Origin of the sequence: Ornithinibacillus caprae, assembly GCF_009728145.1 — a bacterium.
GTDB lineage: Bacteria > Bacillota > Bacilli > Bacillales > Amphibacillaceae > Ornithinibacillus > Ornithinibacillus caprae.
In genome coordinates, this window is record NZ_WOCA01000013.1 from 1 (window position 1) to 25,446 (window position 25,446).

The window sequence follows — 25,446 nt, forward strand, 5'->3', positions numbered from 1 at the left end:
GAGTCTCCGCCTTCGTTAGTATTAAGAAATCGCTTTACTGCTTCAATTTTTTCTCTTGAAGAAAATTTAGCCATAAAAAACTACACCTCCAATTGTTATTTGTGTCTAACAATTGGGGTGCAGTTCATAAGGAATTCGACTTTTTTGGGTTGGAATTTTCCTATCGTGTAGTGTTGAATAAGATATATTGGAAAAAAACTCTCAAAATTTCACATATAAGGTCTTTATATATAAAAAAATTTACTAGTAATCTACTGGTATTTACCCTTAACCTGCTTTAACGTCGCTACGATAAGGAAGCTAACAATCACTAATAACAGCCATGAACTCACCTTTCCTAAATGAACGAGACTCCATGCATCGGTTTGGTTTGGATACTCCCAAGCACCAAAGAACGTTGCGATATTTTCTGCTATCCATATAAAAAATCCAATGAGCACAAAAGAAAGTGCGAGAGGCATACGGTAATGAGTTCCATCAACCTCGTATCTGACCCATGCTTTCCAAAAGACGATTATGACAAGTCCGGATAAGCCCCAACGAACGTCAATCCAATAATGGTGGGTAAAAAAATTCAAATAAATCGCCGCTGCTAAAGGTACAACGATCCAAAAAGGCGGCCACTTAATCAGTTCAACCTTCAATCTCCTCCACGCCTGACAAAGATAACTTGCTACACTTGCATACATAAATCCGCTATACAAAGGCACTCCAAATATTTTGAGATATCCTTCTTCTGGATAAGACCAGGAGCCCATATGTACCTTGAAAATTTCAAGCGCGAGTCCAATAATATGGAATAATGTGATCACCTTTAATTCGTCCCGTGTTTCAAGTCCTGCACGCACCATCCACCACTGCATCAGAAGGCAAATGATAAGCAGCCAGTCATACCGTGGTAGGAAGGGAAGGGGGATGATTTGAGTTAAAGCCAGTGAGGCAAAAATAACGACAGGAAACAAACATGATAGAGCCTGCTCCCAACCAAAACGAACGAGTTGTTTCAGTGCTCTCATGATTTGTGCCTCGATCTTCTGAATGGTTAAATGCATGAGTAGCTCCCCTTTTGGAATTTGATTCATTGAAAAGGAAAAAGAAATCCTGCTTTTGTAAAAATCCTACTTATTAAACCTGGGTGTCTTCATCACTTCGGTATTCTAAAATATCTCCGGGTTGACACTCTAAAGCCTTACAAATCGACTCTAAAGTTGATAATCGAATGGCTTTTGCCTTTCCATTTTTCAATATAGAAAGGTTAGCCATTGTTATTCCGACCCTCTCCGAAAGTTCTGTTACGCTCATTTTCCGTTTAGCTAGCATTACATCAATATTTATTATAATTGCCATGTTATTCACCTCAGACCGTTAAATCATTTTCTGATTTTATATCAATTGCTTCTTTTAACAGTTTTTGAAGAACAGCAGCAAAGACTGCAATTACCAATGAGGCAAACATAACTACTAATCCAATTAATATGATACCTGGGGCATCGTCTACCTCTGCGACAAAATAAAAGAGTGGCATACCTACCACATACAAACTACTGATCGTAATTGCACTGTGTTTTATCTTTTTTAAAGCTGTTACAGATAATTCTGAGAAAGCTTTGTTCTTGTCGATATAGCTTAAAAGTTTAAAAGCTTGATAGAGAGCAAAGTAAAAAGGTATCGCTGTTACATAAAAATAGATAAAAACGAGATATTTTATATAAGCAATAGCTGGGAAAAGTTCTGCTACAAAATTCGCTATCTCAGGCACCAAAAAGATGCACAAAGCAAGAATTGGAATTCCAATAAGGATCACAGCTATCTTTAAGAAGAGTGTTGATACTTGATTCATAAAAAGCACCTCACATAATTATTGTCAAATTGAATGTAACACATAATTTATCGTTTTACAATAAATTTTTATTCATTTTCAATATTAAATGCAGTAGAAAAACGCTCTGTACAAAGAAAAGCAATTGAAATAATATACGATTAATTTGTAAAGAACTGCCGTGTGAATTTATATGCGAAATATAATATGTGCCTCCTAATCTATAAGGTTTATCATTTATCTAGTTATCTACAAATCTAACTGCTTGACAGTTCGTTACATGAATTGTATCTTATTAAAGTCATACTATTTATATCGGAATTATACACATAAAGTAGTGAGCGATAAAATACTAGTTGCATATACTAAAAAAAATCAATAGGAGGTACACAAAATGGATATCATTTATATTTTACTTAATATTGCTGCTATGCTAGCAATTATTGGACTATTAATCTACATGCAAAGAAAGCATGTTTCTTTTTCTAAACGTGTATTTACAGGTTTAGGATTAGGGGTATTACTTGGTGGAATCTTGCAGTGGATTTACGGTAGTGGTTCTGAAGTGTTAGCAACTACAACCGACTGGTACAGTATTGTCGGTCGAGGCTATATTAATTTTCTAATGATGATTGTAATTCCACTTGTTCTAGTTTCGATTATTCAATCGATTATTAATCTAGAAAAGTCTGCTGAACTTGGGAAAATGTCAGCATGGATCATAGGAATTCTTATTTCAACAACGATGGTCGCAGCATTAATTGGAATTGGTGTTGCATCTGTATTTGATTTAAGTGCAGAACAAATTGAAGCGGGGCAAGCAGAAACAGACCGTGGAACGATGCTTGAATCTACATTGGATGATGTAGTAGAAGGGCAATCTACACCACAGAAAATTCTTAACTTCATTCCATCAAATATATTCTTTGACATGACGGGGCAACGTTCTACTTCTGTTATTGCAGTAGTAATCTTCTCCATCATTGTGGGGATAGCTGTATTAGGATTACGTAGAAAAAATCCAGAACAAGCAGAAATGTTCACGAAAATGATCAATGCGATTTATGCCGTTGTAATGCGTATCGTAACATTAATTCTACGCTTAACTCCATACGGTATTTTAGCGTTAATGGCAACAACCGTGGCAAATACGAACTTTGCTGGTATTATTGAGCTTGGTAAATTTGTAATAGCATCCTATGTCGCACTAATTATCATGTTCATTCTTCACTTGGTTCTAGTCGGTGTATTTGGTTTGAACCCAATGAGATACTTGAGAAAAGTAATCCCTGTCCTAGGATTTGCTTTCACATCACGCTCAAGTGCTGGAACAATACCATTAAATATTTCAGCACAGAAAAATGCTCTTGGAGTTGATCAAGGAATTGCTAATATGTCAGCATCATTTGGTGCGACCATGGGACAAAACGGATGTGCTGGAATTTACCCAGCAATGCTTGCGGTAATGATCGCACCTACAGTTGGCATGAACCCACTAGATCCGTGGTTTATCCTTCAATTAGTGCTAATAATTGGTATTAGTTCATTTGGAATTGCTGGTGTTGGTGGTGGAGCAACATTCGCTGCCCTTATCGTACTTTCATCAATGAACATGCCTGTAGCATTAGCTGGTCTATTAATCTCAATCGAAGCATTTATCGATATGGGACGTACGGCACTAAACGTAAATGGTGCAATGGTGTCTGGTACACTAACCTCACGTATTTTAGGAAAACTAAACCTAAAAACATTTAACGATAAAACTGCAATTGATGACAGCAACTCACTATAATAAAAGAGCAGCTGCCCCTGATAGGGGTGGCTGTTTTTGGTTATTGGCTTTTTATCAGCAGGAGTAGCGATTCGAGAATAAAATGAAATATTCGCGTACAACAACATCGGACATATGTGCGCAAACATTGGACACAAGTGAGCGAACATCGGACACAAGTGGGCAAACATCGGACACAAGCGCGCAAACATCGGACACAAGTGAGCGAACATCGGACACAAGTGAGCGAACATCGGACACAAGTGAGCGAACATCGGACACAAGTGAGCAAATATCGGACACAAGTGAGCGAACATCGGACACAAGTGAGGAACATCGGACACAAGTGAGCGAACATCGAACGCATCCACCCAAACATCAGACACACGCACCCAAACATCGGACACACCCATAAACTGTACTAACGACAGCTGTTTCGTGAGGAAGCTCAACTCTGGATCCTGACAACCCTACTTCACCAACCCCAACACTTTACTCAAATCCTGTTTCTCAGCAACCTCAAAATAATCACGAAAAGGACAACCGAGTGATTGCACACGCTCCAGTCCATTTTTTATAGTAAACTGCTCTGGTCGTAAATCCTCTGTTACCTCTTCCCAAAACAGTGGCATAGAAATAGTTCCTTCCGCTGTTTTTCGCGGGGAGTAGGGAGCAATAATTGTTTTATCCTTTCCATGCTGAACATAATCAATGTACAATCGTCCGTTTCGTTTATTTTTCATCCGTTCTGTGGTAAACCATTCTGGACCCTGTTGTTCAACTGTCCATGCAATGGCTTGGGTAAATACCGCTGTTTCATCATAAGACATGCTTCCCTCGGGTATTGGTATATGAACTTGTAACCCTTTATTACCTGAGGTTTTAACAAAAGAAATTAGACCCAAATCATCAAGCAAATGTTTGATTAATTTTGCAGCATGGATTGCCCATTCAAATTTGCTTCGGTCGGGTGGATCTAAGTCAAAGACAATCTCATTTGGCATAGTACTACCGACACGCTGGAATGGGATGTGATACTCAATTGCCCCATGATTAGCAAACCAAACAAGCGTATCTAGAGAATCGCAAACAATTAATTTTTCCTCTCCTTCACCAACTCCTTTTATAAAACTTGGTGCATAGCTGGGTAAATGTTTTTGGAAAAATGATTCTTCCTTTACACCATCAGGACAGCGAATTAATGTTAGGGAGCGTTCTTTTAAAAATGGAAGCATGTACGGAGAGATTTCTCGCATGTAAACAAGTAGATCTCCTTTGGTTAATCCATAATCAGGCCAATATATTTTGTCTATTTTGCTAACCTCAAAAGTAGTTGGAAGCATAGCCATATCTACTTCAAATTGTTGCAGCGTGCATTCTTGTGGAGAAAGCTGCGGGAGAATCGAACCGAATTCAGGCTCCCGTAGTTCTCCGCGATAAATATCAAGGGTATGAATGGCTGCACAGACTGCTGGAGGTAAATGGTAACTTTCTCCACGCTTTTCACCGTTTGTTAAAAATAACTGTTTTACGGTTTGAAAGTCCTCTGAGTCTAACCCGTGCTTACATTTTCCAACCTCAATCAGATCATTTCCGCGAAATACGTGGATAGTGAAATACTCATTTTTACTGTCGTATTCCGTTAGAATTCCTTTAAACGTTCGCCAGTTTTTAATTTTGTACCAGTCACGATGTGTTTTTCCAGATTCATACGTTCCCTTTTTCCTCTTTGCGATTATTCCTTCCCCTTTATAAGTAAATACCATGTTCCATAATTCATTTGGATCTTGATACGCATGTATGTATCGAATCCGTTCTTTTATTCCAGTATGATGGAATAGCTCTACTAACTGTTTTTTCCTATTTTCAAAGTTGTCTTTTTCCAAACTCAATCCCTTAAGTTGTAACATATCAAAAGCTAAAAACGTTGCAGGTCGCTTTTCCGATGTTGATTGAATTGCTTCAGTATTTTTTAATCGTCCACGTTTTTGAATTTGTGAAAAATTAGCTTGAAATTTATTGTTTAAGACAACTAGCTCACCATCAAGTATTAATGGTAGTTGCTCACGTAGTTCAGGTGTTATTTCTCTACAGTAATGAACGATTTCGGGGAAATTTGGTGTTAAATTCTTTTTGTTTTTGCTGATCAACTGAACATTGCCATCTGGATTCCAGGTTAATATACACCGGAAACCATCATACTTTACCTCGTATAACCAATCATCTCCAGTTGGGATATCCGTGCTAGCAATGGGCTTCATTACATCCATAGGTAAAACTCCCTTCTCTCTTATGTTGGCTATTAGGAAAGAAAAATAATCAAACAGGATAATAATATTCATTTACGACAAACTAGAAAAAAGGAGGGATTTTTCATGCATACGATGTGGAAAGGAACCATTAGCTTTGGCCTTGTAAATATCCCGGTGAAGCTGCATGCTGCTACAGAAAACAAAGATGTTTCATTAAGGCAGCTACATAAAGAATGCCAATCACCGATTAAATATGAAAAAGTTTGTCCTGTTTGTGACCGTGAAATTGAAAAGGATGAGATCGTTAAGGCATATGAATATGCAAAAAATAAGTTTGTTGTTTTAGATGATGAGGACCTCGCAGAATTAAAAAAAGAACAGGAAGATCGCTCAGTTGAAATTGTCGACTTTGTAAAATTAGAAGAAATTGACCCTATATATTTTGAAAAAAGCTATTATTTATCTCCAAATGAAGGTGGAGGTAAAGCATATGGGTTACTCCGTGCAGCATTAAAGGATACTGGAAAAATAGGGGTAGCTAAAATGATGATTCGTTCCAAGGAACAGCTTGCTATCATTCGTATTTACGAAAATACATTAGTGGTGGAGACCATTCATTATCCAGACGAAGTCCGTAATGTACAAGATGTACCTAATGTGCCAGAGGAAATGGAAATTGCAGATAAAGAATTAGACACAGCTAAAATGCTTATTGATCAATTAACGACGGAGTTTGACCCAGAAAAATATAAAGACGAGTATCGAACAGCCCTACTGGACTTAATTGAAGAGAAAAAAGGAAAAGATCAAACAACAACTGCAAAAGAAAAGCCAAAACCAGATAATGTAACCGACTTAATGGACGCGCTACAAGCGTCATTAGATCGTGCCAAAAAGGACAAACCAAAACCAACGCAACCGAAACGAAAAACAAAAACAACAGCGAAAAAGAAGAAGGCTCAATAACTAAAAATCCTGATAGGGTAACCCTTATTAGGATTTTTAGTTTGAAAAAGGTGGTTATTTCCATTCTACGATTGAGAATTCCCCATGAATTTTCCTTATATGAAGAAGATTTACCAAATGTATAACCACAATTTTCAATATCTTTTCTTAAATTACATGTAAATATCGATTTTTGCAGTCTACTTACAATGCATTTACAAGCTCTTTAAATCACTCTAAATAGTGATTATTCCTGATAAAATACGGGTAAAACTCATTATCAGCATAACTTTGACTACAAAAGGGTGAAGAATATGGAGAGAAGTGCTTATTTCGATAACGCCAAATTAATGTTAATTTTTCTAGTTGTATTCGGGCATGTTATTCAACCGTTTACCATTGATTCAACTGGTGTAAACACGCTGTATATGTGGATCTATACGTTCCATATGCCAGCATTTATTTTCTTAGCTGGTTTTTTTGCTAAGGGTGCTGGAAATAAAGATTATTTATTTAAATTGACGAGGAAATTGTTGCTACCGTATCTCATTTTTCAGCTGATTTATTCATCCTATTATTATTATATTGGAAAACCAGGCTGGTTAACGGATTTATCTCATCCGCATTGGTCACTATGGTTTTTATTTAGTCTTTTCTGTTGGCATATCCTTCTTTATTGGTTCAAAAAAATACCAGCAGTAGCTAGCGTTGTGTTAGCTATTACTATAGGGTTAGTAGTGGGGTACTTTCCTGAGATTGGTCATCAATTTAGCTTATCTCGGACCTTTGTCTTCTTCCCATTTTTCTTGCTTGGATATTTAGTAACTAGTGATCATGTGATGTGGCTGAAACATAGAAGTGTAAAAGTCGCATCTGTAATTATAATGGCAATTGTGGCAGTAGCAATATATGTTGCGCCAGAGTTCAATTCGGGATGGCTACTTGCTTCGAAATCATATGGAGATTTAGGTATGCCTGAATACGGGGGCTTAGCTCGTTTACTAGTATATGCCACATCAGCAATCATGGCAGTTAGTGTCTTAACATGGGTACCAACGCAACACTACAGATTTACCAAACTAGGTACTCGTACATTGTATGTCTATTTACTGCATGGATTTTTCATTCAATACTTCCGCCAAGCAGAGTTGTTCTATGTAAATAATGTATTAGATCTATTTGGTCTTGCGGTTATTTCAGCAGTAATAGTGCTTGTACTATCAAGTCGACCTATTCAAGGAATTAGCCAACCATTCATCGAGGGGAAAGCATCCATTCTTAAAAAATATGTTGCTAGTAGGGAAGGGTAAAAAGTTATAAAAAATCCCTTTAAAATGAAACTATTACACGTTTAATTCGTATACTTTATAGTACCCCCCTTAATTAATATAGAAGAATGTAAAAGCAAATCACCTATGGGAAGGTGGTTTGTTTTTTCATGCCTGCGTGATGCAGCTAATATTTTGTAAAAGTTTTCTATGGTGATAATCACAAAAGGGTATCCTGGTTGGATACCCTCGTGTAGCATTTTTTGACTTTATAGAATTGTTTAACGACCTCTAGGATGGAATATCAACCTTCAGTCCAGGGAATCGGCTTTCAAATCGAAATATAAGACCTCAGCTCCATACACAGCCTAGATCGAATATTACAATCCTTAGCTCAACTCAATAATTCATCAAAACAACAAATGTGCAATAAACACGATAATTGGCAATGTAATTAACGTCCGTAGTAAAAAGATAATTAATAAATCTTTAAATGAAACGGGAACTTTTGAACCAAGTAATAGTCCACCTACTTCTGACATGTAAATGAGCTGTGTAACTGAAAGTGCTGCAATAATAAAGCGTGTAATTTCCGCTTCAATTGGTGCAGCAAGTATTGCTGGTAAGAACATATCAGCAAATCCAATTAGAATGGTTTGTGAAGCTTCTTCAGCAAATGGAACTTGCATTAGTTCAAGTAGTGGAATAAACGGCATACCTAACCATTGGAACACAGGTGTATTCTCTGCGATCATTAGGGCGATTAAACCAAATGCCATTACGACTGGTGCAACTCCCATCCACATATCTAATACATTTTGTCCGCCTTCTTTAACGAATTTATAAATACTAGTTTCTTTTCTGCTTCGCTTAATTGCTTTTGCATAACCAAAGGTAAATGTATTATGACCTTCTGGAATTTCCTCTTCGATTCCTGTTGCTTTTTCATTTACATAGGTGTCTGCTTTCCGAGATAACGGTGGGATCCTCGGCATGATTAGCGCAGCGATCAATCCGGCTATCAGCACTGTTAAGTAGAATGGAAGAAACATGTGCTCTAGTTCAACTTCGGAAATAACAACTAATGTAAATGTGATGGAAACGACAGAAAAGGTAGTCCCAATTACCGCAGCTTCTCTTTTTGTGTAGTAACCTTCTTCATATTGCTTACTTGTCAGTAAAACCCCAATTGTTCCATCTCCAATCCAAGATGCTAAGGAATCAATTGATGAACGACCGGGTAGTTTAAATAATGGGCGCATAATTTTCGTCATTAATGTGCCAAATAACTCTAGTAACCCAAAGTTCATTAACAACGGTAAAAATAATCCTGCAAATAAAAATACAGCAAATAGTACATGCAATAAATCATCAAGTAGTAATTGTCCAGTGTCTTCACCATGAACTGCTTCAGGTCCTAATTGAAAATAAACCATAATAGCAAATATTGCTGCTAGAATTCTAGTTCCTGTCCAAAACCAGCTAGTGTAGAACAGTTTTTGGAAAAAAGGTGTCTTATCAAATAAATTTGGTCCGATTAATTTTGTCATAACCGTTAACACCGCAGTAATTGTAATAATTACCATCATAATGAGGGATAATTGATTTGCTAATAATTCCTCAATCCAGTTTGCAAGAATTGCAATTGGAATCGTGTATCCATCCTCTGTTTGTACAGGTGTAATAAATAGTAATATTCCAAGTAAAGATGGAAGAATAAACTTTAAATGATCTCCTAAAGAATAACTTTCCTTTTCCATGTAATCCCACCTTAAATCTTAATTAAGTACCTTAGATATAAACTGTTAATAATTATAGTCTAATCCAACTTTAAATTATAAAACAGTGTATATATATGTGTCAAAGTTTATAAATATGTAAATACCATCACCAGGTATTTTATATATTATCAGAAAATAAGAAAAAAACAATACGAAAGTTGTCGAAAGCATAAATATAAAGAAAGAAATTTGTTATTTTTAAATATTTTAAGTTTATTGTATTGATTACATAGATAAATGTATGTACAATATGGAACATAGGGGATAGTATTTGGGTGTAGGGGAGGAATATAGCGTATGAAGAACTTTTTGCAATTTTGTAGAGAGACAGAAATAAAACTTGGACGGAAGCTGCAAGAAGATGAAATAAAATTTATGCAATGGGTTTTTGAACGCTATATAGAAGAAGAGAAAAACAACAAATGCATAAGCTAGCATACAATACTATTAAAGGATAGCTTATTTGTTGTGTCTAGATTTGCGTACATAAAACCACTGCTTTATGTCCTACTATCATTAAATGGGAACGGAATACGAGAAAAGTAACTAGAAGCCTAGGCAATCGCCTATTTGGCTTTTTTTAGTATGCGAGTAATTCGTATTAGATTTCTTTCATTTGAAAAAATGATATACTAATACAAGTTAATTTTTATAAGGGAGTTGTCAGCATGGCAATAGCTGATGAAACAATCATCCAAAAAATGATCGATGAATTACAGAAAGCAAAACAAGAGAAGAGTCATACGAAGATGCTAAATCATATCGAGCATGTTCGTTTGCTATCTGATCTATTTGTAACAACAGACTATGAACCAACTAAAAAGGTACAAAAAGAAGAGATTAGTGAAGCGGAAATGAAAGCAATGCTTGGGGAATCAAAAAAGCAGCCGTCTTATCGTAAAACAACTGATTTAGATGAAGATGACGCAAACGGAAATTCAATTTTTGATTTTTAAATAAGGAGAGGTAAGTATGAAGCTATTTCTAATACTTGGAGCAATCAATGGATTTTTAGCAGTTGCTCTAGGTGCATTTGGTGCACATGGCTTAGAAGGTAGAATATCTGAAAAGGCTTTGAATACATGGGAAAAAGCAGTAAACTATCAAATGTTCCACACGATGGCATTATTAGTAACAGGGCTATTAATTTCTAAGATTGAAAATGTTAGCGTAATGTGGGCAGGCTGGATCTTTTTCATTGGGATTATCTTGTTCTCCGGTAGCCTTTATATTTATTCCGTATCCGGGATAAAAACATTTGCCATGATTACGCCATTAGGTGGAGTGGCTTTTCTAATTGGTTGGGTATTAGTTGGGTATGCTGTCGTTAAATACTTATAAATAGATCATAAAAAAGGTTGCTAATAAAAATACAGCAACAGCTCGAACGAATTGTTTGGTTGCATGTGTTTGTTTAAAGGTATTTAGTGCAATTAGTCCATCACATACTAAACTAACAGCGATTAAATACAAACTTAATACAATTAAAATGAGTAAACCTTGAATAAAAGCTATTATCGCTAAAATAATGGCAAGCCCGATGGTTGCTAATTCGGCAATAATGAATTTTTCATAAGGATGTCGCATATAATCGCCCCACATTATAGGAAAATAGATGATGAGGATGGTACAAGATGTACCATCCTCTTTTTAAGATAAGATTTCTTAAACTGCATAAGTACAAGCCATAAAAGTCTTGGTGAAAGCTATAGTAACGTACTACTTATCTAGGTGAATAGGTAGCAAATTGATTTGTTGTGGCACCATAAGGGTATTCATAATTGATCTCTTCATCGAACGTGATGTAATCAAGATAAACCATTAATAGCAAGTAACGTCTTTCTGTTTGTGGATCGCTGAGTATAATATGATCTCTACCTGCTGCCTCAATAACACCTCTAAATTTCTTCGCATTCCATTCCTTGTTTTGTTCAAATGTCATATAGACTGTAGCTGTTTTTCCACGGTTTAACCGTAAGATGTTTTCAATATACGATTGTTCAATAGGCAACATTCCAGGTACCTCTGGTAGCTGTTGTTGCTGTGGGACTTGCTGTGGGACTTGCTGTGGCTGTTGAAATTGCTGTTGTTGGGGCTGCTGTTGCTGTGGATATTGAAACTGTCTGTAATTATATGCTGGATAGAAAGCTGGAGATGATTGTGGAAAATAATAGTATGGATATGGAGTGTTGGTATGTTGTTGTTGATTCTTTTCTTGACTTTCACTCATATATAAAACCTCCTAAAAAATTTTTGAATAGGTATGGTTCACAGGTACTTATTCAAATTAGTAACCTGTTGAACGGTTAATAAACACTTGGGCAATCAGATGAAGTAGGTGAGTAGAAGCAATGTAATTTGTATTTTCCAACATTCCACTGGTTAAACCATTGTGCTGGACAGCTTCCTTCTGGCCTGAAAAACCATAATGAATTTTCGGCTGGACTAAAACGCTCACCTTTGATAACTTTTCTAGCTAATTGTTTCTCCGTTTCACGTGCACCTTGATAAAAGTAGCCTTTCTGAGTTGCTTCAAATCCACCTGGACTTTGGAAAACCATGTCATTCATGTTTCGGATATCCTTAAAATCTAAGCAATCTGCTCGGACTCGATTTACGCCAACATTACCAACCAATAGCATCCCTTGCTTCCCTTCGCCTTCAGCTTCTGCTCGAAGAAGGCGTGCTAGTAAATCAACGTCTTTTTCTGTATATGGAATAACACCCACGTATGACACCTCAATTCTGTATATCTTGATGCAAAGTTTACTCAGGTTATATGTATGCAAACATGGGCAAATAGATGACAGGTTTTTGGGAATTAGTATAGAGGATGTTTTTACTAGTTTGATAACATTATATTGTATGAGGTAGAAGGGTGGAATATGAAGAAAATCTTATTCGTTATCACAATAATAGTTAGGAAATAGGAGAGGGGGCTATAGGATGATGATTCCATGCTCGAAAAACAAGAAACGGTAATTTCTCAGGGTTATGAGAGCCCAAATGCATCCCGAAAAGTGAAAAACGGTAACTCATCGAGCTAATGAGAGCCCAAATGCATCTCGAAAGATGACAAACGGTAACTCATCGATCTAATGAGAGCCCAAATGCATCCCGAAAAGCGAAAAACGGTAACTCATCGGGCTAATGAGAGCCCAAATGCATCCCGAAAAGCGAAAAACGGTAACTCATCGCCGCTATGAGAGCCCAAATGCATCCCGAAAAGAGAGAAACGGTAACTCATCGGGCTAATGAGAGCCCAAATGCATCCCTAAAAGCGAAAAACGGTAACTCATCGGGTTAATGAGAGCCCAAATGCATCCCGAAAGATGACAAATGGTAACTCATCGGGTTAATGAGAGCCCAAATGCATCCCGAAAGATGACAAACGGTAACTCATCGGGCTAATGAGAGCCCAAATGCATCCCGAAAAGTGACAAACGGTAACTCATCGGGCTAATGAGAGCCCAAATTCATCCCGAAAGATGACAAATGGTAACTCATCGCCGATTCTTACTTTAACAATGAGAGAATAAAAAACAGGCTGTCGAAGGTTTTTCGACAACCTGAGACCAAATCAGTATAAAGTCTAATTTATCATACATTAAAAGAGGTATTGCAGTTTCAATTAAGCGTGTAAGAAAGAAGCGATATCCTCTTTCTTAAGAAGGTTTCCGACAAAGAAATCTCCAAATTCGCCGTATTTAGAGCTTACTTCATCAAAACGCATTTCGTAAACAATTTTTTTGAATTGTAGTGGGTCATGAGCGAATAAGGTAACTCCCCATTCCCAATTATCAAGACCAATCGAACCTGTAATAAACTGCTTCACTTTACCTGCATATTTACGACCTGTCATACTGTGTTCATACAATAGCTTTCCTCGTACATCCTTTTCTAGAGTATACCAGTTTTCCTCTCCTTGGCGACGTCTGTCCATTGGGTAAAAACAAATATGTTCCCATTTCGGTAGGATAGGCTTTAAGCGTGCTTGTGTTTCTGGTAAAGTTTCTGGATCAACCCCATCTTTTGCAGGGCGGTATTTAGATAGTTCGATAATGGACACGTAAGAATGAGCTGGAATTAAGAACTCAGCGAATTTTGATTTGTTGAATTCTGTCTCTAATTCATTAAGCTCGTCCATAGTTGGGCGTAAGAACATGAACATTAAGTCTGCTTTTTGACCAACAACTTTATACATTGCATGACTACCATTTTTAGCCTCTTCAACTGCATCCCATTTTGTAACAAGCTTTTCAAAACTCTTGATTGCCTCTTCTCGCTCTGCTTCAGGGGCTAATTTCCAAGAAGTCCAATCAATTGTACGTAAATCATGGAGGCTATACCAACCATCCATTGTTTCGACAGCTTCTACCATTATGTATCTCTCCTTCATTAATTAATACGATTATGCTTTTACTATATCACAATAAGGGAAACTTAATCACGGAGGAGGTCTTGTACGTGATTTTGCTAAAACGCTGATATATCAATGTTTTACCGCAAGCATGAATGACAATGTCATCAATTTGTCAAAATATGTGAAGGGTCATTTCTTTGATTGTTGTTAAAAATATACTATTATCAGTAATGGACATGGCTAAATTTCCATAAGTTGATACATATTATGGACATGGAATAATTGGAGGTATTAAAATGAGTAACTTATTTGACGAATTAACAGCTAAGATTAAAGGTTCGGATAAAACCATTGTTTTTCCAGAGGGATTAGACGAGCGTATTTTAACAGCAGCGAGTAAGTTAAGTGCAGCAGGAATTCTAACACCGATTTTAGTTGGTGATCAGCAAAAAATTGAAAATAAGGCAAATGAATTAAATGTCGACATATCTAATTGTAAGGTGATAGAAACTAATCAATATGAGAAAATGGATGAGATGGTGGCGGCATTTGTAGAACGTCGTAAAGGAAAAGCAACGGAAGAGGATGCACGGAAAATCCTATTAGATGAAAACTATTTCGGAACCATGCTTGTTTATATGAATGAGGCGGAAGGTTTGGTAAGTGGGGCGGCTCACTCTACCGCTGATACGGTTCGCCCAGCACTGCAAATTATTAAAACAAAAGAAGGTATCAAAAAAACATCAGGTGTATTCATTATGGTGCGCGAAGATGAAAAGTATGTATTTGCAGACTGTGCAATCAACATTGCACCAGATAGCAATGATTTAGCAGAAATTGCTGTAGAATCTGCTGTAACAGGGAAATTATTTGGAGTAGATCCACGAGTTGCGATGCTGAGCTTTTCTACAAAAGGATCAGCGAAGTCAGAGGAAACGGAAAAGGTTGAACAAGCACTACAAATTGCGAAAGAAAAGAATCCTTCACTTGTCATTGACGGAGAATTTCAATTCGATGCAGCGTTTGTTCCAAGTGTTGCAGAGAAAAAAGCACCTGATTCTGTAATTAAAGGGGATGCGAATGTGTTTATTTTCCCTAGCTTAGAAGCAGGAAACATTGGCTATAAAATTGCTCAACGTCTTGGTGGCTTTGAAGCAGTTGGCCCAATTTTACAAGGCTTAAATAAACCAGTAAATGATTTATCTCGTGGCTGTAGCTCAGAAGATGTTTATAATTTAGCATTGATTACAGCTGCACAGGCAGAATAGAAATCTTACCTGAAAAAAGCTTGCGGTGAAATAAACTGCAAGCTTTTTTTCGTCTGCGGATAGGAAAGTATAATCGTTTGGCAGTAGTCAATTCACTTATTATTTTATGTACCTAACTAACAGAGTGTTTTTAAGAAAAATTAAGTGTAACTTTTTCTCCATTCATCCGTTGGTAAAGTACAAAAAAACAAATATGAAATGAGGTGCTGTATTGTATCGATACGATATACAACAACAAATTAATGATTGGTATCATTCTTATAGTAATGATATATACAAATATATTTTTTTAATGATTGGTGATCATGATCAATCGTTGGATATTGTCCAGGATACCTTCCTGCGTGCTTACAACCGGTATAACTCCTTTCAGGGTGGGAATCCGAAAAGCTGGTTATTCCGGATAGCGAGAAATTTAACAATTGATTATATCAGAAAGAAAAAACCTATAGCTTATTTTTTGGATTCACCTCTATCTATTACAGCAGCAGATGAAACTCCAGAACAATTAATGGTGTTAAATGAAACGGAACAGGAGCTATACATAGCACTTAGTAACATCAAGCGTACATATCGAGATGTTATTATCCTAAGAAAGATTAAGGAATTTTCAATAGCTGAAACCGCAGTTGTACTTAATTGGACAGAGAATAAAGTGAAAGTCAATCTCTTTAGAGGGATGAAAGCTTTGAAAAAGGAATTGCAAAAGGAGGGATATGTTCATGAATCGATTTGATGATAATAACAATCTTGACGTTAGATTTAAATCTATGAATCAAAAGCTAAGCATGACGAAAGAGGAACAGAACGATATGTTACATGAAATTAATCAGAAAATAAGAATATCAAAATCAACTACTAAAAAAAGGTCAATTCCATGGAAGTTTTATGTTACTTCAGCGGTTATGGCAGTTATATTCATGATATTTATTACTCCGCTGTTTAATGATACAGTAAAAAATCCAGGAAGTGGCGAGAATCTAAATGAAACACATTCTTCATTACAAAACTCGCCCCAGGATCGTGTAACGATCGAAGTAATAAACGATACAGAAATTGATATTTATGGCCTTGAACTAGAGATCTATCAAAGTGAAGTTTTGAAAGTAACACAAGGAGCTTCAAATGCAGATGGATCGACAGTAGAAAAAGGGGAATCAATTGCGTTTGAGTTTCTCGAAACAGATTTTCACTTAGTTGGGGAAATCGATGTAGAGGTTGTTATCGTAGAACCGATAGAAATGGGTGGTGAAAGAATACCAATAGATAAATTTACACTTAATCTATCTAATGAAAGGGAATATTTGTTTGAAATTAATGGTGAATCAGCCTCGAACTTGGATGTAACGATTGTCGACGAAAATCAGTGATTAATGAACATTTTTTGTATGTTTAAACGCATGGATGATTATGTTCCATGCGTTTTAACTTTATAGATTTAGTTAGAACTCTTAACAATACGTTCAATCTGCTCATTTCGTTTTACCATTTGTTCATACCGCTTTTCAAAGACTGCAATCTCTTGCTCAGTGAAAGGTTGTTGATTGATTTGTTCGCTTAGGTCACTAATTGCTGCATATGCTCTTTCTTTCATTTTGTTAACTGTCATTTTTCTTCCCAATAACTCAGATAATGATCCCATCACATTTGGATTCACATTTGGGTACGTGAACTTTGTCTCTTCTCCTTTTTTGCTGATATCATAAAATTTCCGAATAAGACTTGCTCGTTCGAAGCTATTTCCTTCTACATCTAAGTAGATTTGAATGGCTGCTCCATCTTTAATCCGTCTCTGAGAAATACCAGCAAATTTTTTCCCATGAATGCTTAAGTCATAATCTCCAGGACAGTAGGATTCGACAATTTCATAAGCTTTGATATCATTCGTCAGATCACGTAACATATATTGAATGAAGTTTACCATTGCTTCATAGCATTCATGGATGGAAAGGTCCTTTACGCCGGGAAGTATTAATGAAAGGTTTAATACACCGTCGTCCAATGCAACAGCAAGTCCACCAGAATTGCGTACGACAACATGGTAACCTGCATTAGATAATAGCTCTACCCCGTCCTCAATATAAGGAAGGCGGGCATCCGGGATTCCTAACACAATGGTTTTGGGGTGAACCCATAATCTAACAGTGGGAGGAGAATCTCCGTTGCTGACAGAAGTTGCCAGGGAATCATCGATCGCAAATGATGTTAATGCAGTATTCGACACATCCTGAAAAAAATTTTCTTCTGAATGGTCAATGTATCTAAATGTCGTATGGTGTATGATTTCTTGCCAGTTCTTCATGACAACTCCTCCTGAAAAGTTCCGAATTACGTCTTTTTTCCCTAATGTATCTATTATATAATATAACAAAATCGTCGAAAAGAAACGGGATGAAAATGAATGGCATACAAAGATGAACAACTGAATGAAGAGAAAGTGTTTAAAGACCCAGTTCACCGCTATATTCATGTTCGAGATCGAGTGATATGGGATTTAATTGCAACACCAGAATTTCAACGGCTACGCAGAATTAAACAACTTGGAACAACGAACTTAACGTTCCATGGTGCCGAGCATAGCCGCTTTAATCATTCCCTAGGCGTCTATGAAATTGTACGCCGTATCATTTATAACTTTAAAGATCGTAAACATTGGAATAATGACCAACGCTTACTATGTATGTGTGCTGCATTATTACACGATTTAGGACATGGTCCATTTTCTCATTCCTTTGAAAAGGTATTTAAACTAGACCATGAGCATTATACCCAGCAAATCATTTTAGGAGATACATATGTTCATAAAATATTAGAACGTGTACGTCCCGGTTTTGCTCAAGATGTTGCCGATGTTATTGGGAAAACTTACTCAGATAAGTTGGTAGTTAGCTTGATCTCTAGCCAAATTGATGCCGACCGTATGGATTATTTGCAACGAGATGCCTATTTTACAGGTGTAAGCTATGGACATTTTGATATGGAAAGAATTCTACGTGTGATGCGCCCAACGGAGGATCAGGTTGTTATTAAGTCCTCTGGAATGCATGCAGTAGAAGATTATATTATGAGTCGTTATCAAATGTACTGGCAAGTATACTTCCACCCAGTAACACGCAGTGCAGAGGTTATTTTATCAAAAATTTTACACCGTGCTAAGGAATTATATGAGAATAACTATGAATTTAAATTGAAGCCAACACATTTCCTTTCCTTTTTCTCAGGGGAAGTGTCTTTGGAGGAATATTTAAAATTAGATGAGGGTATTGTCCACTACTATTTCCAATTGTGGCAGGAAGAAGATGACGAGATAATTAGTGACCTTTGTGAACGATTTATTAACCGACGTCTCTTTAAATATGTTGAATTTAATCCGAATAAACAAATGAACGAGTGGATGAAGCTTCATAAATTATTTTTAGAAATAGGTATCGATCCGGAGTACTATTTAGTTGTTGATTCATCCTCAGATTTGCCATATGATTTTTATCGTCCAGGAGAAGAGGAAGAAAGATTACCGATTCATTTATTAATGCCAGATGGAAGCTTAAAGGAACTTTCTAGACATTCAGATATTGTGGAATCTATTTCGGGCAAAAAGCGTACCGATCATAAATTATATTTTCCCAAAGACATCCTAGATAAAATCGCAGATCAAGACAAAGCAAAAGAGATAAAAGAAATACTCTATGGTCAAGGAGATGTATTTGATGTTAAATAATCATGCCAAATTAATGCAATTCTTTTTAGAGGCAAAAGAAGTGACTGGAAGAAAAAAATTGCAAAAAATGATTTATATTTTACAGTCTTTAGGGATGCCATTTGAAGAAAAATATCAGTTTCACTTTTATGGTCCATATTCAGAGGAGCTTTCTCTTAGAATTGAGGAGCTTTGCAATTTAGGTTTCGTCCAAGAGAAAAAGGAAGAGAAAAGCAATTATTATCAATATCATTATCAAATTACCAATGATGGACTTGAATTCCTAAATCAATTTGCCTTGGACATGCCTAACTATAAAGCACAAGTAACGAAGCTAAATGGAAAAAGTGCTCGCTTTTTGGAGCTAGTATCTACCATGCTATATTTCCATGATCTATCTCGAGCGGAAGTAGAGGAAAAAATTCAAACGGTTAAACCGAAGCAAAACTATAGCGAAGAAGAAATTGCTGAAGCATGGACATTTATAGATGAGCTAAAGCAAGGGTTATTACAGTAAATCATCTACGGATAGTGAAAACGTGAAATTGCCTTTCGAACTATGCTACAATGGATAGCAGTAGTAAAAGCATAAGCGTCTATATGTGATGGTGCACTAGTTGCTGGACGCTAAAGTTGGAGTATAAGAGAAGGAGGATCACGTATGAGTTCAGATCAATCTTCAGAAAAAAAGAAGAATAATTCATTTACAATTATAAAAGACGATTCCAATGATGGACATGGTGGTTATGGAGTTGGAGCGATTAGCTTGGAGAACATGTCATCTGTAATCGTCGACCCGAACGAAAATAAAGCTTATGTTGATATGGGTGCGATGCATGCAAGAAGTGATGTAGAACGCCGTGTGAAATTTTTACCGGATAAGGACGCTGTTCCTAATGGAAAGCTATACTGGATCGTTTGGGTTAATGTAAACCGCAATAAAAATGGTCAGCCATACTATGCTGGGGTTGCAGGAAGCGAAATTCGTGTAGACCGCGAAATTAAACGTGCCTACAAATCAATGCCAGAGCATGTAACACATATGGAAAAATCGCTAAAAGGTAAAATTATTGTAGATCACATGGATGATCATTCAAAGCGATTGCTTCGTGATTTTCTAGTCGATTTTAATCCAGAGTTTTGGGAAAACTCAACAGATGAATTAAAAAATGCGCTTCCTGAATAAACACGATAGTGTAGGTTGTCCGCGGAGTTTACAGGCTGGTAAACAATGGTAATGTTGGGATTAAAAACTTTGAACATTTTGTGACTGAATGATGAATATTTAGCAGAAATGTTGTACTTTTGTTTGGAAGTTTGTAAAATATGTATACATGGGCTTACTCATGTATTACTAGGACAAAAAAGCAGCCGACTCAAACGTAAGACGGACCTTACGAGTGAGTTGGCTGCTTTTGTTTTTGGTAAATTTTGTTGGGGGAGGCGCGTAAACCTAGGGATCGAACGTGTGAGTTGTAACATCAGACACATGAGGGAAACTATCGGACACTGGCGTGACAACATCGGACACAAACGCGCGAACATCGGACACAAACGCGCGAACATCGGACACAAGAGCGCAAACATCGGACACAAGAGCGCGAACATCGGACCCAAGCGCGAGAACATCGGACACAAGCGCGCAAACATCGGACACAAGCGCGCGAATATCGGACACAAATCCCCAATCATCGGACACTCCCGAACATCGGACACACAAACCCAAGCATCAGCCACAAACGCCCAAACATCCCCCCGCAGCTTCCCAACTTCAACTCCCTATTAACTCAACTAATCAAAAAACACCTCAAACCACTTCTCAAAGACACCTTTATCATCACTTTCTTCAACCTCTTCTTCACCCAGTCCGTCATCACCTTCATGGAAATGCTCTAGACAGTGGTTTTCAGGCTCGGTTCCTTTTTCAAAAAACATGACTGTACTAGCATCACAGTAGGGGGTTGCACGTAAGCCGGTTTCAGGATCTACTGGTACGGCAACGAGTCCTGCAGGTGCATCAAAGTGTTCCTCGGGCATTTCCTTGTGCACTTCTTCCATAAATCCTGCCCAAACTTTTTTGGAATAGGCTCTTTCCTGGGGATTGTCAATGGAACGATTGTCATCATAGCCTGTCCAAACTCCGGCAACGAGGTTTGGGCTGTATCCAATCATCCAGCTATCTGGATTAGTAGATCCTGTTTTTCCGGCATATGTTCTTGTCAGATGATCCGATATAGATGAACCAGTCACGGCGGTATACCCATTTAGTTCTTGATCAAAGGTCCCTGTTAACAATTGGGTTAGGATAAATGCTTTTTTGGGATCAAGAACGAGTTTGTTGTTTGAATGATCTCGTTCATAAATCGTATTTCCTTCCCGGTCAACAATTTTTTCTATTGTATAACTATTAATTTGTTTACCACCATTTGCTAGCATGCCATAGCCGGTAATCATTTCTTTCATTGTGACAGCACCCGTGCCAAGAGCTAACGAAGGCACATTTGGTAAATCACTATGGATACCGAATTGTTTTGCTGTATCTATCAATGTATTTGTGCCAATATACATATTTGTTCTTACGGCATAGACATTATCCGATAATGCAATAGCTTGTGCTAGTGTAATTGGTTCATAGGCATAATAGTCATTAAAGTTACTTGGTTGATAGACGTTTCCATCTTCGAGTTCAAATGCTGTTGGTTTACTCATGAGCATGGTGCTAGCTGTGTAGCCATGCTGGAGGGCAGCGTAGTATAAAAAAGGTTTAAAGGTAGACCCGGGCATTCGCCTTGCTTGAATCGTTCGATTAAAAGGACTTTTCTCATAGTCACGTCCACCAACCATAGCCCGAATTGCACCAGTCGTTGGATCAATGGCTAGCGATCCAACCTCGATGTCACTACTATCTGGAATTGCTGTTGCAATACTTTCTTCTAATGCTTGCTGTGCATCTATATGTAAGGTCGTATGAATTTGATATCCACCAGAGCGGATCGACTCCATGTCAATCTGCAATAGATTTGCCGCCTCATTTAATACTGTGTCCTGAAAATATGGTCCAATATTATTTTGGTTTGCTAAGCGAGTCTTTGTGTACTCTAAATTTTCACGTTTTGCTAAATAATATTCTTCTTCCGAAATTATATTTTCATGAAACATTGCTGATAGTATTTGCTGTTGTCTATTCGTTGCTCTTTCTTCATCGTTTAAAGGGGAATAATATGTTGGACCTTTTGGAACTCCAACAAGCATGGCAATTTCTGCAAGTGTTAATGAATCAGCAGATTTATTGAAAAAGTATTTACTAGCAGTTTCAATCCCGTAGGCACCATGACCGTAATAGACAGTGTTTAAGTAGCCTTCTAAAATCTCCTCCTTTGAATAAAATAACTCTAGTCGGATGGCATAAAAGGCTTCTTTTAGTTTTCGATTCCATGTTTTTTCATGGGATAGAAATAAATTTCTTGCGTATTGCTGCGTGAGGGTGCTTGCCCCTTCTTTTAAGGAGAATGTTTTTATATCTGAAATAATTGCACCAAAAATTCGTTTTATATCAAATCCATGATGCTTGAAAAAGCGTTGGTCTTCTGTAAGTAGAGTAGCATCGATTAATTCGGCTGGGATTTTTTCTAAACCCACCCAGTAGCGATTTTCTAATCCATGCTCCTCTCCAATAACGTCACCAGAATCACTGTAATAGATGGTATTTTGCTCATTTGTTAAATTTGGCGGTCCCATTAGATAGGCAACCACATATATTCCTGCTACAAAAATGATACCAATTGCTACTATACTTAAAGCGAGTTTTACTAATAATGCTGATACCTTTTTTGAAAGAAATGATTTTCCCATCGCGAAGTCTCCAATTTTGTAGAAATTTGTAGGATATTATATATATCCATTATGGGAAAACTGATAGGAAATTAAACTTATTCTAGCTGTCTTCTATATCGTAAATTCGAAAAAAATAAAGAAACTGACATGCAATGATTGATAAATGCCCTTATTTATCGCTATAATAGTAAATTATATAAGAATTAAAGAGGCGATATCATGGGTCGACAAGTAATGGTAGAACTAAGGACTACCATTGATGATAATGGACATAAAGAGCACAATACCTCAAAGCAAAAAGGAATGCTGCATCAAAAGCAAAACATGGATGTGCTCACGTTTGAAGAGAAAACCGAAGATCAGCAAATGATTAAAAATTTGATTACGATTCAACAAGAGAAGGTTAGTATCAAACGGTCTGGAGCGGTTTCTATGCATCAACAATTTCATGCCAATCAAACAACAGAAAATGTTTTTAAGCATCCGCATGGAAATATTCATATGGAAACTTTTACGGACAATATTAGTTACCACTCAACAGATAATGCAAGATCTGGTCAATTAACAATTGATTATAAAGTAAAATTAAATGGACAAGCTGAACGGAAACATGAATTAATGTTGACGTTCAATGAGGAGGATACACAATGAACGTTTTGGCACAAACCGAAAGCACATTAAAAGAACAGATAGGTGCCGCAGTTTTACATGCAGAATTAGCAACACAAGAAGAATTACCTGAAATTATTTTAGAAAAGCCAAAGGATAAAGCGCACGGCGATTTTGCAACAAATATAGCGATGCAATTAGCTCGAATTGCAAAAAAAGCACCTAGACAAATTGCTGAGGATATTGTTGCAAATCTTGATCAATCAAAAGCTTCCATTGAAAAAGTAGAAATTGCAGGTCCTGGATTCATAAACTTTTTCATGAAAAATGACTTCCTAACAGATTTGATCCCAACGATCCTTAAGGCAGATAAAAACTATGGGAAAACGGACTTCGGTAAAGGGGAAAAAGTCCAAGTAGAGTTTGTATCCGTAAACCCAACTGGAGACCTACACCTAGGGCATGCGCGTGGTGCGGCATTTGGGGACGTTTTATGTAATGTGCTTGCCACAGCTGGTTATGAGGTGGAGCGAGAGTATTACATAAATGATGCTGGAAACCAAATTGATAATTTGGCATTGTCGGTAAACGCTCGTTATTTACAAGCACTTGGAAAAGATGCTGAGATGCCAGAAGATGGTTACCATGGAGAAGACATCGTTGAGATTGGGAAATCATTAGCTGAAGAACACGGAGATACATGGGCAACTAGGGATGAAGAGGAACGTCTTTCTTTCTTTAAGGAATATGGATTGAAGTATGAATTAGGTAAAATTGAAGCTGATTTAAAAGATTTCCGCGTAGAATTCGATAATTGGTTCTCTGAAAGAAGTCTATATAAACATGACGAAATTACCGACGTACTAGAAAAATTAAAAGCTGGTAAGTATGTTTATGAGCAAGACGGCGCTACTTGGTTCCGTTCAACAGATTTTGGTGACGATAAAGACCGCGTCTTAGTGAAAAACGATGGTGCTTATACGTATTTAACGCCAGATATTGCTTACCACCAAAATAAATTAAACCGTGGCTTCAATAAATTAATTAATGTATGGGGAGCAGACCATCATGGTTATATCCCACGTATGAAAGCTGCGATCCAAGCACTAGGATATGATGCGGATACATTAGAAGTGAAGATTATTCAGATGGTAAATCTGTTTGATAAAGGTGAAAAATTACGGATGAGTAAACGGACAGGGAATGCTGTATCACTAAGAGAGTTAATGGACGAGGTTGGCATTGATGCAGTTCGTTATTTCTTTGTAGCCCGTTCCAATGATTCACAACTTGATTTTGATGTGGAGCTTGCTCGTTCCGAATCTAATGACAATCCTGTTTATTATGTGCAATATGCACATGCGCGCATTTGCACGATGCTAAAACAGGCTGAAGCAAAGGGAATAGATATTAATCAAACATTTGATCAACGTCTATTAACAGCAGAAAAAGAGCTAGATCTATTGAAGAAACTAGGCGAATTCCCGCAAATGATTGCAGAAGCAGCAGAAAAACATACACCACATAAGGTGACACAATATGTATTTGATTTAGCATCATTATTACACAGCTTCTACAATGCAGAGAAAGTGTTAGATGTGGATAACCAAGAATTAACCAGTGCACGTATTGCATTAATGAAAGCTGTTCGCATCACATTAGCAAATGGACTTAACTTAATGGGTGTTACCGCACCAGAGAAAATGTAATCAACAACCCTCACTTTTATGAAAGTGGGGGTTTTTTCTATTATTTGGCTGTGATGGTAATAGGATTACCATCACAACAAAAAACAGGTTGACTGAATGATCATTCATAATTTATAGTAGTATATAATAA

General features: G+C 37.1%; 27 protein-coding genes. 15 read left to right on the forward strand and 12 right to left on the reverse strand.

Annotation, left to right across the window (positions count from 1 at the left end; genetic code table 11):
* Positions 1 to 251 precede the first annotated feature (251 nt).
* The 3 genes from GMD78_RS14675 to GMD78_RS14685 all read right to left on the reverse strand — a co-directional run bounded on the left by GMD78_RS14675 (position 252) and on the right by GMD78_RS14685 (position 1,840).
* Positions 252 to 1,016 carry a DUF817 domain-containing protein gene (locus tag GMD78_RS14675; RefSeq protein WP_155669799.1) on the reverse strand — a complete coding sequence of 255 codons (765 nt, stop codon included), beginning with the start codon at positions 1,014 to 1,016 and terminating at the stop codon, positions 252 to 254.
* Between the two features lie 109 nt (positions 1,017 to 1,125).
* Positions 1,126 to 1,347, reverse strand: a complete 222-nt coding sequence (locus GMD78_RS14680; protein WP_155669593.1) for a helix-turn-helix domain-containing protein — start codon at positions 1,345 to 1,347, stop codon at positions 1,126 to 1,128.
* 10 nt (positions 1,348 to 1,357) lie between these two features.
* Positions 1,358 to 1,840, reverse strand: a complete 483-nt coding sequence (locus GMD78_RS14685; RefSeq protein ID WP_155669595.1) for a DUF2975 domain-containing protein — start codon at positions 1,838 to 1,840, stop codon at positions 1,358 to 1,360.
* Between the two features lie 373 nt (positions 1,841 to 2,213).
* On the opposite strand from GMD78_RS14685, the gene GMD78_RS14690 reads away from it, so the two are divergent.
* On the forward strand, positions 2,214 to 3,611 hold the full coding sequence (locus GMD78_RS14690) for an L-cystine transporter (protein WP_155669596.1): 1,398 nt from the start codon (positions 2,214 to 2,216) through the stop codon (positions 3,609 to 3,611).
* A gap of 54 nt (positions 3,612 to 3,665) precedes the next feature.
* Here GMD78_RS14690 and GMD78_RS14695 read toward each other — a convergent pair whose 3' ends face one another.
* Both GMD78_RS14695 and GMD78_RS14700 read right to left on the reverse strand, forming a co-directional pair.
* A complete protein-coding gene (locus tag GMD78_RS14695; RefSeq protein WP_155669598.1) occupies positions 3,666 to 3,914 on the reverse strand; it encodes a hypothetical protein in 249 nt (82 codons plus the stop codon).
* A gap of 146 nt (positions 3,915 to 4,060) precedes the next feature.
* A complete protein-coding gene (locus GMD78_RS14700) occupies positions 4,061 to 5,860 on the reverse strand; it encodes a DNA ligase D (protein ID WP_155669600.1) in 1,800 nt (599 codons plus the stop codon).
* A 105-nt stretch (positions 5,861 to 5,965) separates the two neighbouring features.
* Between GMD78_RS14700 and ku the strand changes: the two genes are divergently transcribed.
* Both ku and GMD78_RS14710 read left to right on the forward strand, forming a co-directional pair.
* Positions 5,966 to 6,808: a non-homologous end joining protein Ku gene (gene ku / locus GMD78_RS14705; protein ID WP_155669602.1), complete on the forward strand. Its 843-nt coding sequence runs from the start codon at positions 5,966 to 5,968 to the stop codon at positions 6,806 to 6,808.
* Between the two features lie 293 nt (positions 6,809 to 7,101).
* Positions 7,102 to 8,097: an acyltransferase family protein gene (locus GMD78_RS14710; protein ID WP_155669604.1), complete on the forward strand. Its 996-nt coding sequence runs from the start codon at positions 7,102 to 7,104 to the stop codon at positions 8,095 to 8,097.
* A gap of 368 nt (positions 8,098 to 8,465) precedes the next feature.
* Here the strand turns inward: GMD78_RS14710 and GMD78_RS14715 are convergent, their stop codons facing one another.
* Positions 8,466 to 9,815 carry a YjiH family protein gene (locus GMD78_RS14715; protein ID WP_155669606.1) on the reverse strand — a complete coding sequence of 450 codons (1,350 nt, stop codon included), beginning with the start codon at positions 9,813 to 9,815 and terminating at the stop codon, positions 8,466 to 8,468.
* Positions 9,816 to 10,133: 318 nt separating this feature from the next.
* Between GMD78_RS14715 and GMD78_RS21415 the strand changes: the two genes are divergently transcribed.
* From GMD78_RS21415 to GMD78_RS14725, 3 genes are all read left to right on the forward strand, one after another.
* Positions 10,134 to 10,271, forward strand: a complete 138-nt coding sequence (locus GMD78_RS21415; protein WP_196493836.1) for a hypothetical protein — start codon at positions 10,134 to 10,136, stop codon at positions 10,269 to 10,271.
* A 233-nt stretch (positions 10,272 to 10,504) separates the two neighbouring features.
* A complete protein-coding gene (locus tag GMD78_RS14720) occupies positions 10,505 to 10,792 on the forward strand; it encodes a YwdI family protein (RefSeq protein ID WP_155669608.1) in 288 nt (95 codons plus the stop codon).
* 16 nt (positions 10,793 to 10,808) lie between these two features.
* Positions 10,809 to 11,177 (forward strand): DUF423 domain-containing protein, encoded by a 369-nt coding sequence (locus GMD78_RS14725; RefSeq protein WP_155669610.1) that lies wholly within the window; start codon positions 10,809 to 10,811, stop codon positions 11,175 to 11,177.
* On the opposite strand, the gene GMD78_RS14730 is transcribed toward GMD78_RS14725, so the two are convergent.
* From GMD78_RS14730 to hemQ, 4 genes are all read right to left on the reverse strand, one after another.
* Positions 11,172 to 11,423 carry a hypothetical protein gene (locus tag GMD78_RS14730; RefSeq protein ID WP_155669612.1) on the reverse strand — a complete coding sequence of 84 codons (252 nt, stop codon included), beginning with the start codon at positions 11,421 to 11,423 and terminating at the stop codon, positions 11,172 to 11,174. The genes GMD78_RS14725 and GMD78_RS14730 overlap by 6 nt on opposite strands.
* A gap of 136 nt (positions 11,424 to 11,559) precedes the next feature.
* Entirely contained in the window at positions 11,560 to 12,066 is a 507-nt protein-coding gene (gene gerQ, locus GMD78_RS14735; protein WP_155669614.1) for a spore coat protein GerQ, read from the reverse strand.
* A 76-nt stretch (positions 12,067 to 12,142) separates the two neighbouring features.
* Positions 12,143 to 12,565 (reverse strand): cell wall hydrolase, encoded by a 423-nt coding sequence (locus GMD78_RS14740; RefSeq protein ID WP_343042346.1) that lies wholly within the window; start codon positions 12,563 to 12,565, stop codon positions 12,143 to 12,145.
* A 902-nt stretch (positions 12,566 to 13,467) separates the two neighbouring features.
* Positions 13,468 to 14,217, reverse strand: a complete 750-nt coding sequence (hemQ, locus tag GMD78_RS14745) for a hydrogen peroxide-dependent heme synthase (RefSeq protein ID WP_155669618.1) — start codon at positions 14,215 to 14,217, stop codon at positions 13,468 to 13,470.
* 278 nt (positions 14,218 to 14,495) lie between these two features.
* Between hemQ and pta the strand changes: the two genes are divergently transcribed.
* The 3 genes from pta (at position 14,496) to GMD78_RS14760 (ending at position 16,837) form a co-directional block, all read left to right on the forward strand.
* Positions 14,496 to 15,467: a phosphate acetyltransferase gene (gene pta / locus GMD78_RS14750; RefSeq protein ID WP_155669620.1), complete on the forward strand. Its 972-nt coding sequence runs from the start codon at positions 14,496 to 14,498 to the stop codon at positions 15,465 to 15,467.
* Positions 15,468 to 15,678: 211 nt separating this feature from the next.
* Positions 15,679 to 16,203, forward strand: coding sequence for an RNA polymerase sigma factor (locus tag GMD78_RS14755; protein ID WP_155669622.1), 525 nt, complete (start codon positions 15,679 to 15,681; stop codon positions 16,201 to 16,203).
* On the forward strand, positions 16,190 to 16,837 hold the full coding sequence (locus GMD78_RS14760) for a hypothetical protein (RefSeq protein WP_155669624.1): 648 nt from the start codon (positions 16,190 to 16,192) through the stop codon (positions 16,835 to 16,837). Before GMD78_RS14755 ends, GMD78_RS14760 begins: the two co-directional genes overlap by 14 nt.
* A 68-nt stretch (positions 16,838 to 16,905) precedes the next feature.
* On the opposite strand, the gene GMD78_RS14765 is transcribed toward GMD78_RS14760, so the two are convergent.
* Entirely contained in the window at positions 16,906 to 17,769 is an 864-nt protein-coding gene (locus tag GMD78_RS14765; protein WP_155669626.1) for a lipoate--protein ligase family protein, read from the reverse strand.
* Positions 17,770 to 17,868: 99 nt separating this feature from the next.
* Here GMD78_RS14765 and GMD78_RS14770 point away from each other — a divergent pair, with 99 nt between their 5' ends.
* The 4 genes from GMD78_RS14770 to GMD78_RS14785 all read left to right on the forward strand — a co-directional run bounded on the left by GMD78_RS14770 (position 17,869) and on the right by GMD78_RS14785 (position 20,950).
* The gene (locus GMD78_RS14770) at positions 17,869 to 19,185 is read left to right on the forward strand and encodes an HD domain-containing protein (protein WP_155669628.1); all 1,317 of its coding nucleotides are present in this window, start codon (positions 17,869 to 17,871) and stop codon (positions 19,183 to 19,185) included.
* The gene (locus GMD78_RS14775) at positions 19,175 to 19,681 is read left to right on the forward strand and encodes a YwgA family protein (protein ID WP_155669630.1); all 507 of its coding nucleotides are present in this window, start codon (positions 19,175 to 19,177) and stop codon (positions 19,679 to 19,681) included. Before GMD78_RS14770 ends, GMD78_RS14775 begins: the two co-directional genes overlap by 11 nt.
* 144 nt (positions 19,682 to 19,825) lie before the next feature.
* Positions 19,826 to 20,350, forward strand: a complete 525-nt coding sequence (locus tag GMD78_RS14780; RefSeq protein ID WP_155669631.1) for a YwhD family protein — start codon at positions 19,826 to 19,828, stop codon at positions 20,348 to 20,350.
* Between the two features lie 282 nt (positions 20,351 to 20,632).
* Complete coding sequence (locus GMD78_RS14785) at positions 20,633 to 20,950, forward strand: hypothetical protein (protein ID WP_196493837.1); 318 nt, start codon at positions 20,633 to 20,635, stop codon at positions 20,948 to 20,950.
* Positions 20,951 to 20,955: 5 nt separating this feature from the next.
* Here GMD78_RS14785 and GMD78_RS14790 read toward each other — a convergent pair whose 3' ends face one another.
* Positions 20,956 to 23,016 (reverse strand): transglycosylase domain-containing protein, encoded by a 2,061-nt coding sequence (locus GMD78_RS14790; RefSeq protein ID WP_155669635.1) that lies wholly within the window; start codon positions 23,014 to 23,016, stop codon positions 20,956 to 20,958.
* Between the two features lie 201 nt (positions 23,017 to 23,217).
* Here GMD78_RS14790 and GMD78_RS14795 point away from each other — a divergent pair, with 201 nt between their 5' ends.
* Complete coding sequence (locus GMD78_RS14795; protein ID WP_155669637.1) at positions 23,218 to 23,649, forward strand: YwiB family protein; 432 nt, start codon at positions 23,218 to 23,220, stop codon at positions 23,647 to 23,649.
* The gene (gene argS / locus GMD78_RS14800; protein ID WP_155669639.1) at positions 23,646 to 25,316 is read left to right on the forward strand and encodes an arginine--tRNA ligase; all 1,671 of its coding nucleotides are present in this window, start codon (positions 23,646 to 23,648) and stop codon (positions 25,314 to 25,316) included. The genes GMD78_RS14795 and argS overlap by 4 nt, the downstream gene beginning before the upstream one ends.
* The last annotated feature ends 130 nt before the right edge of the window (positions 25,317 to 25,446 follow it).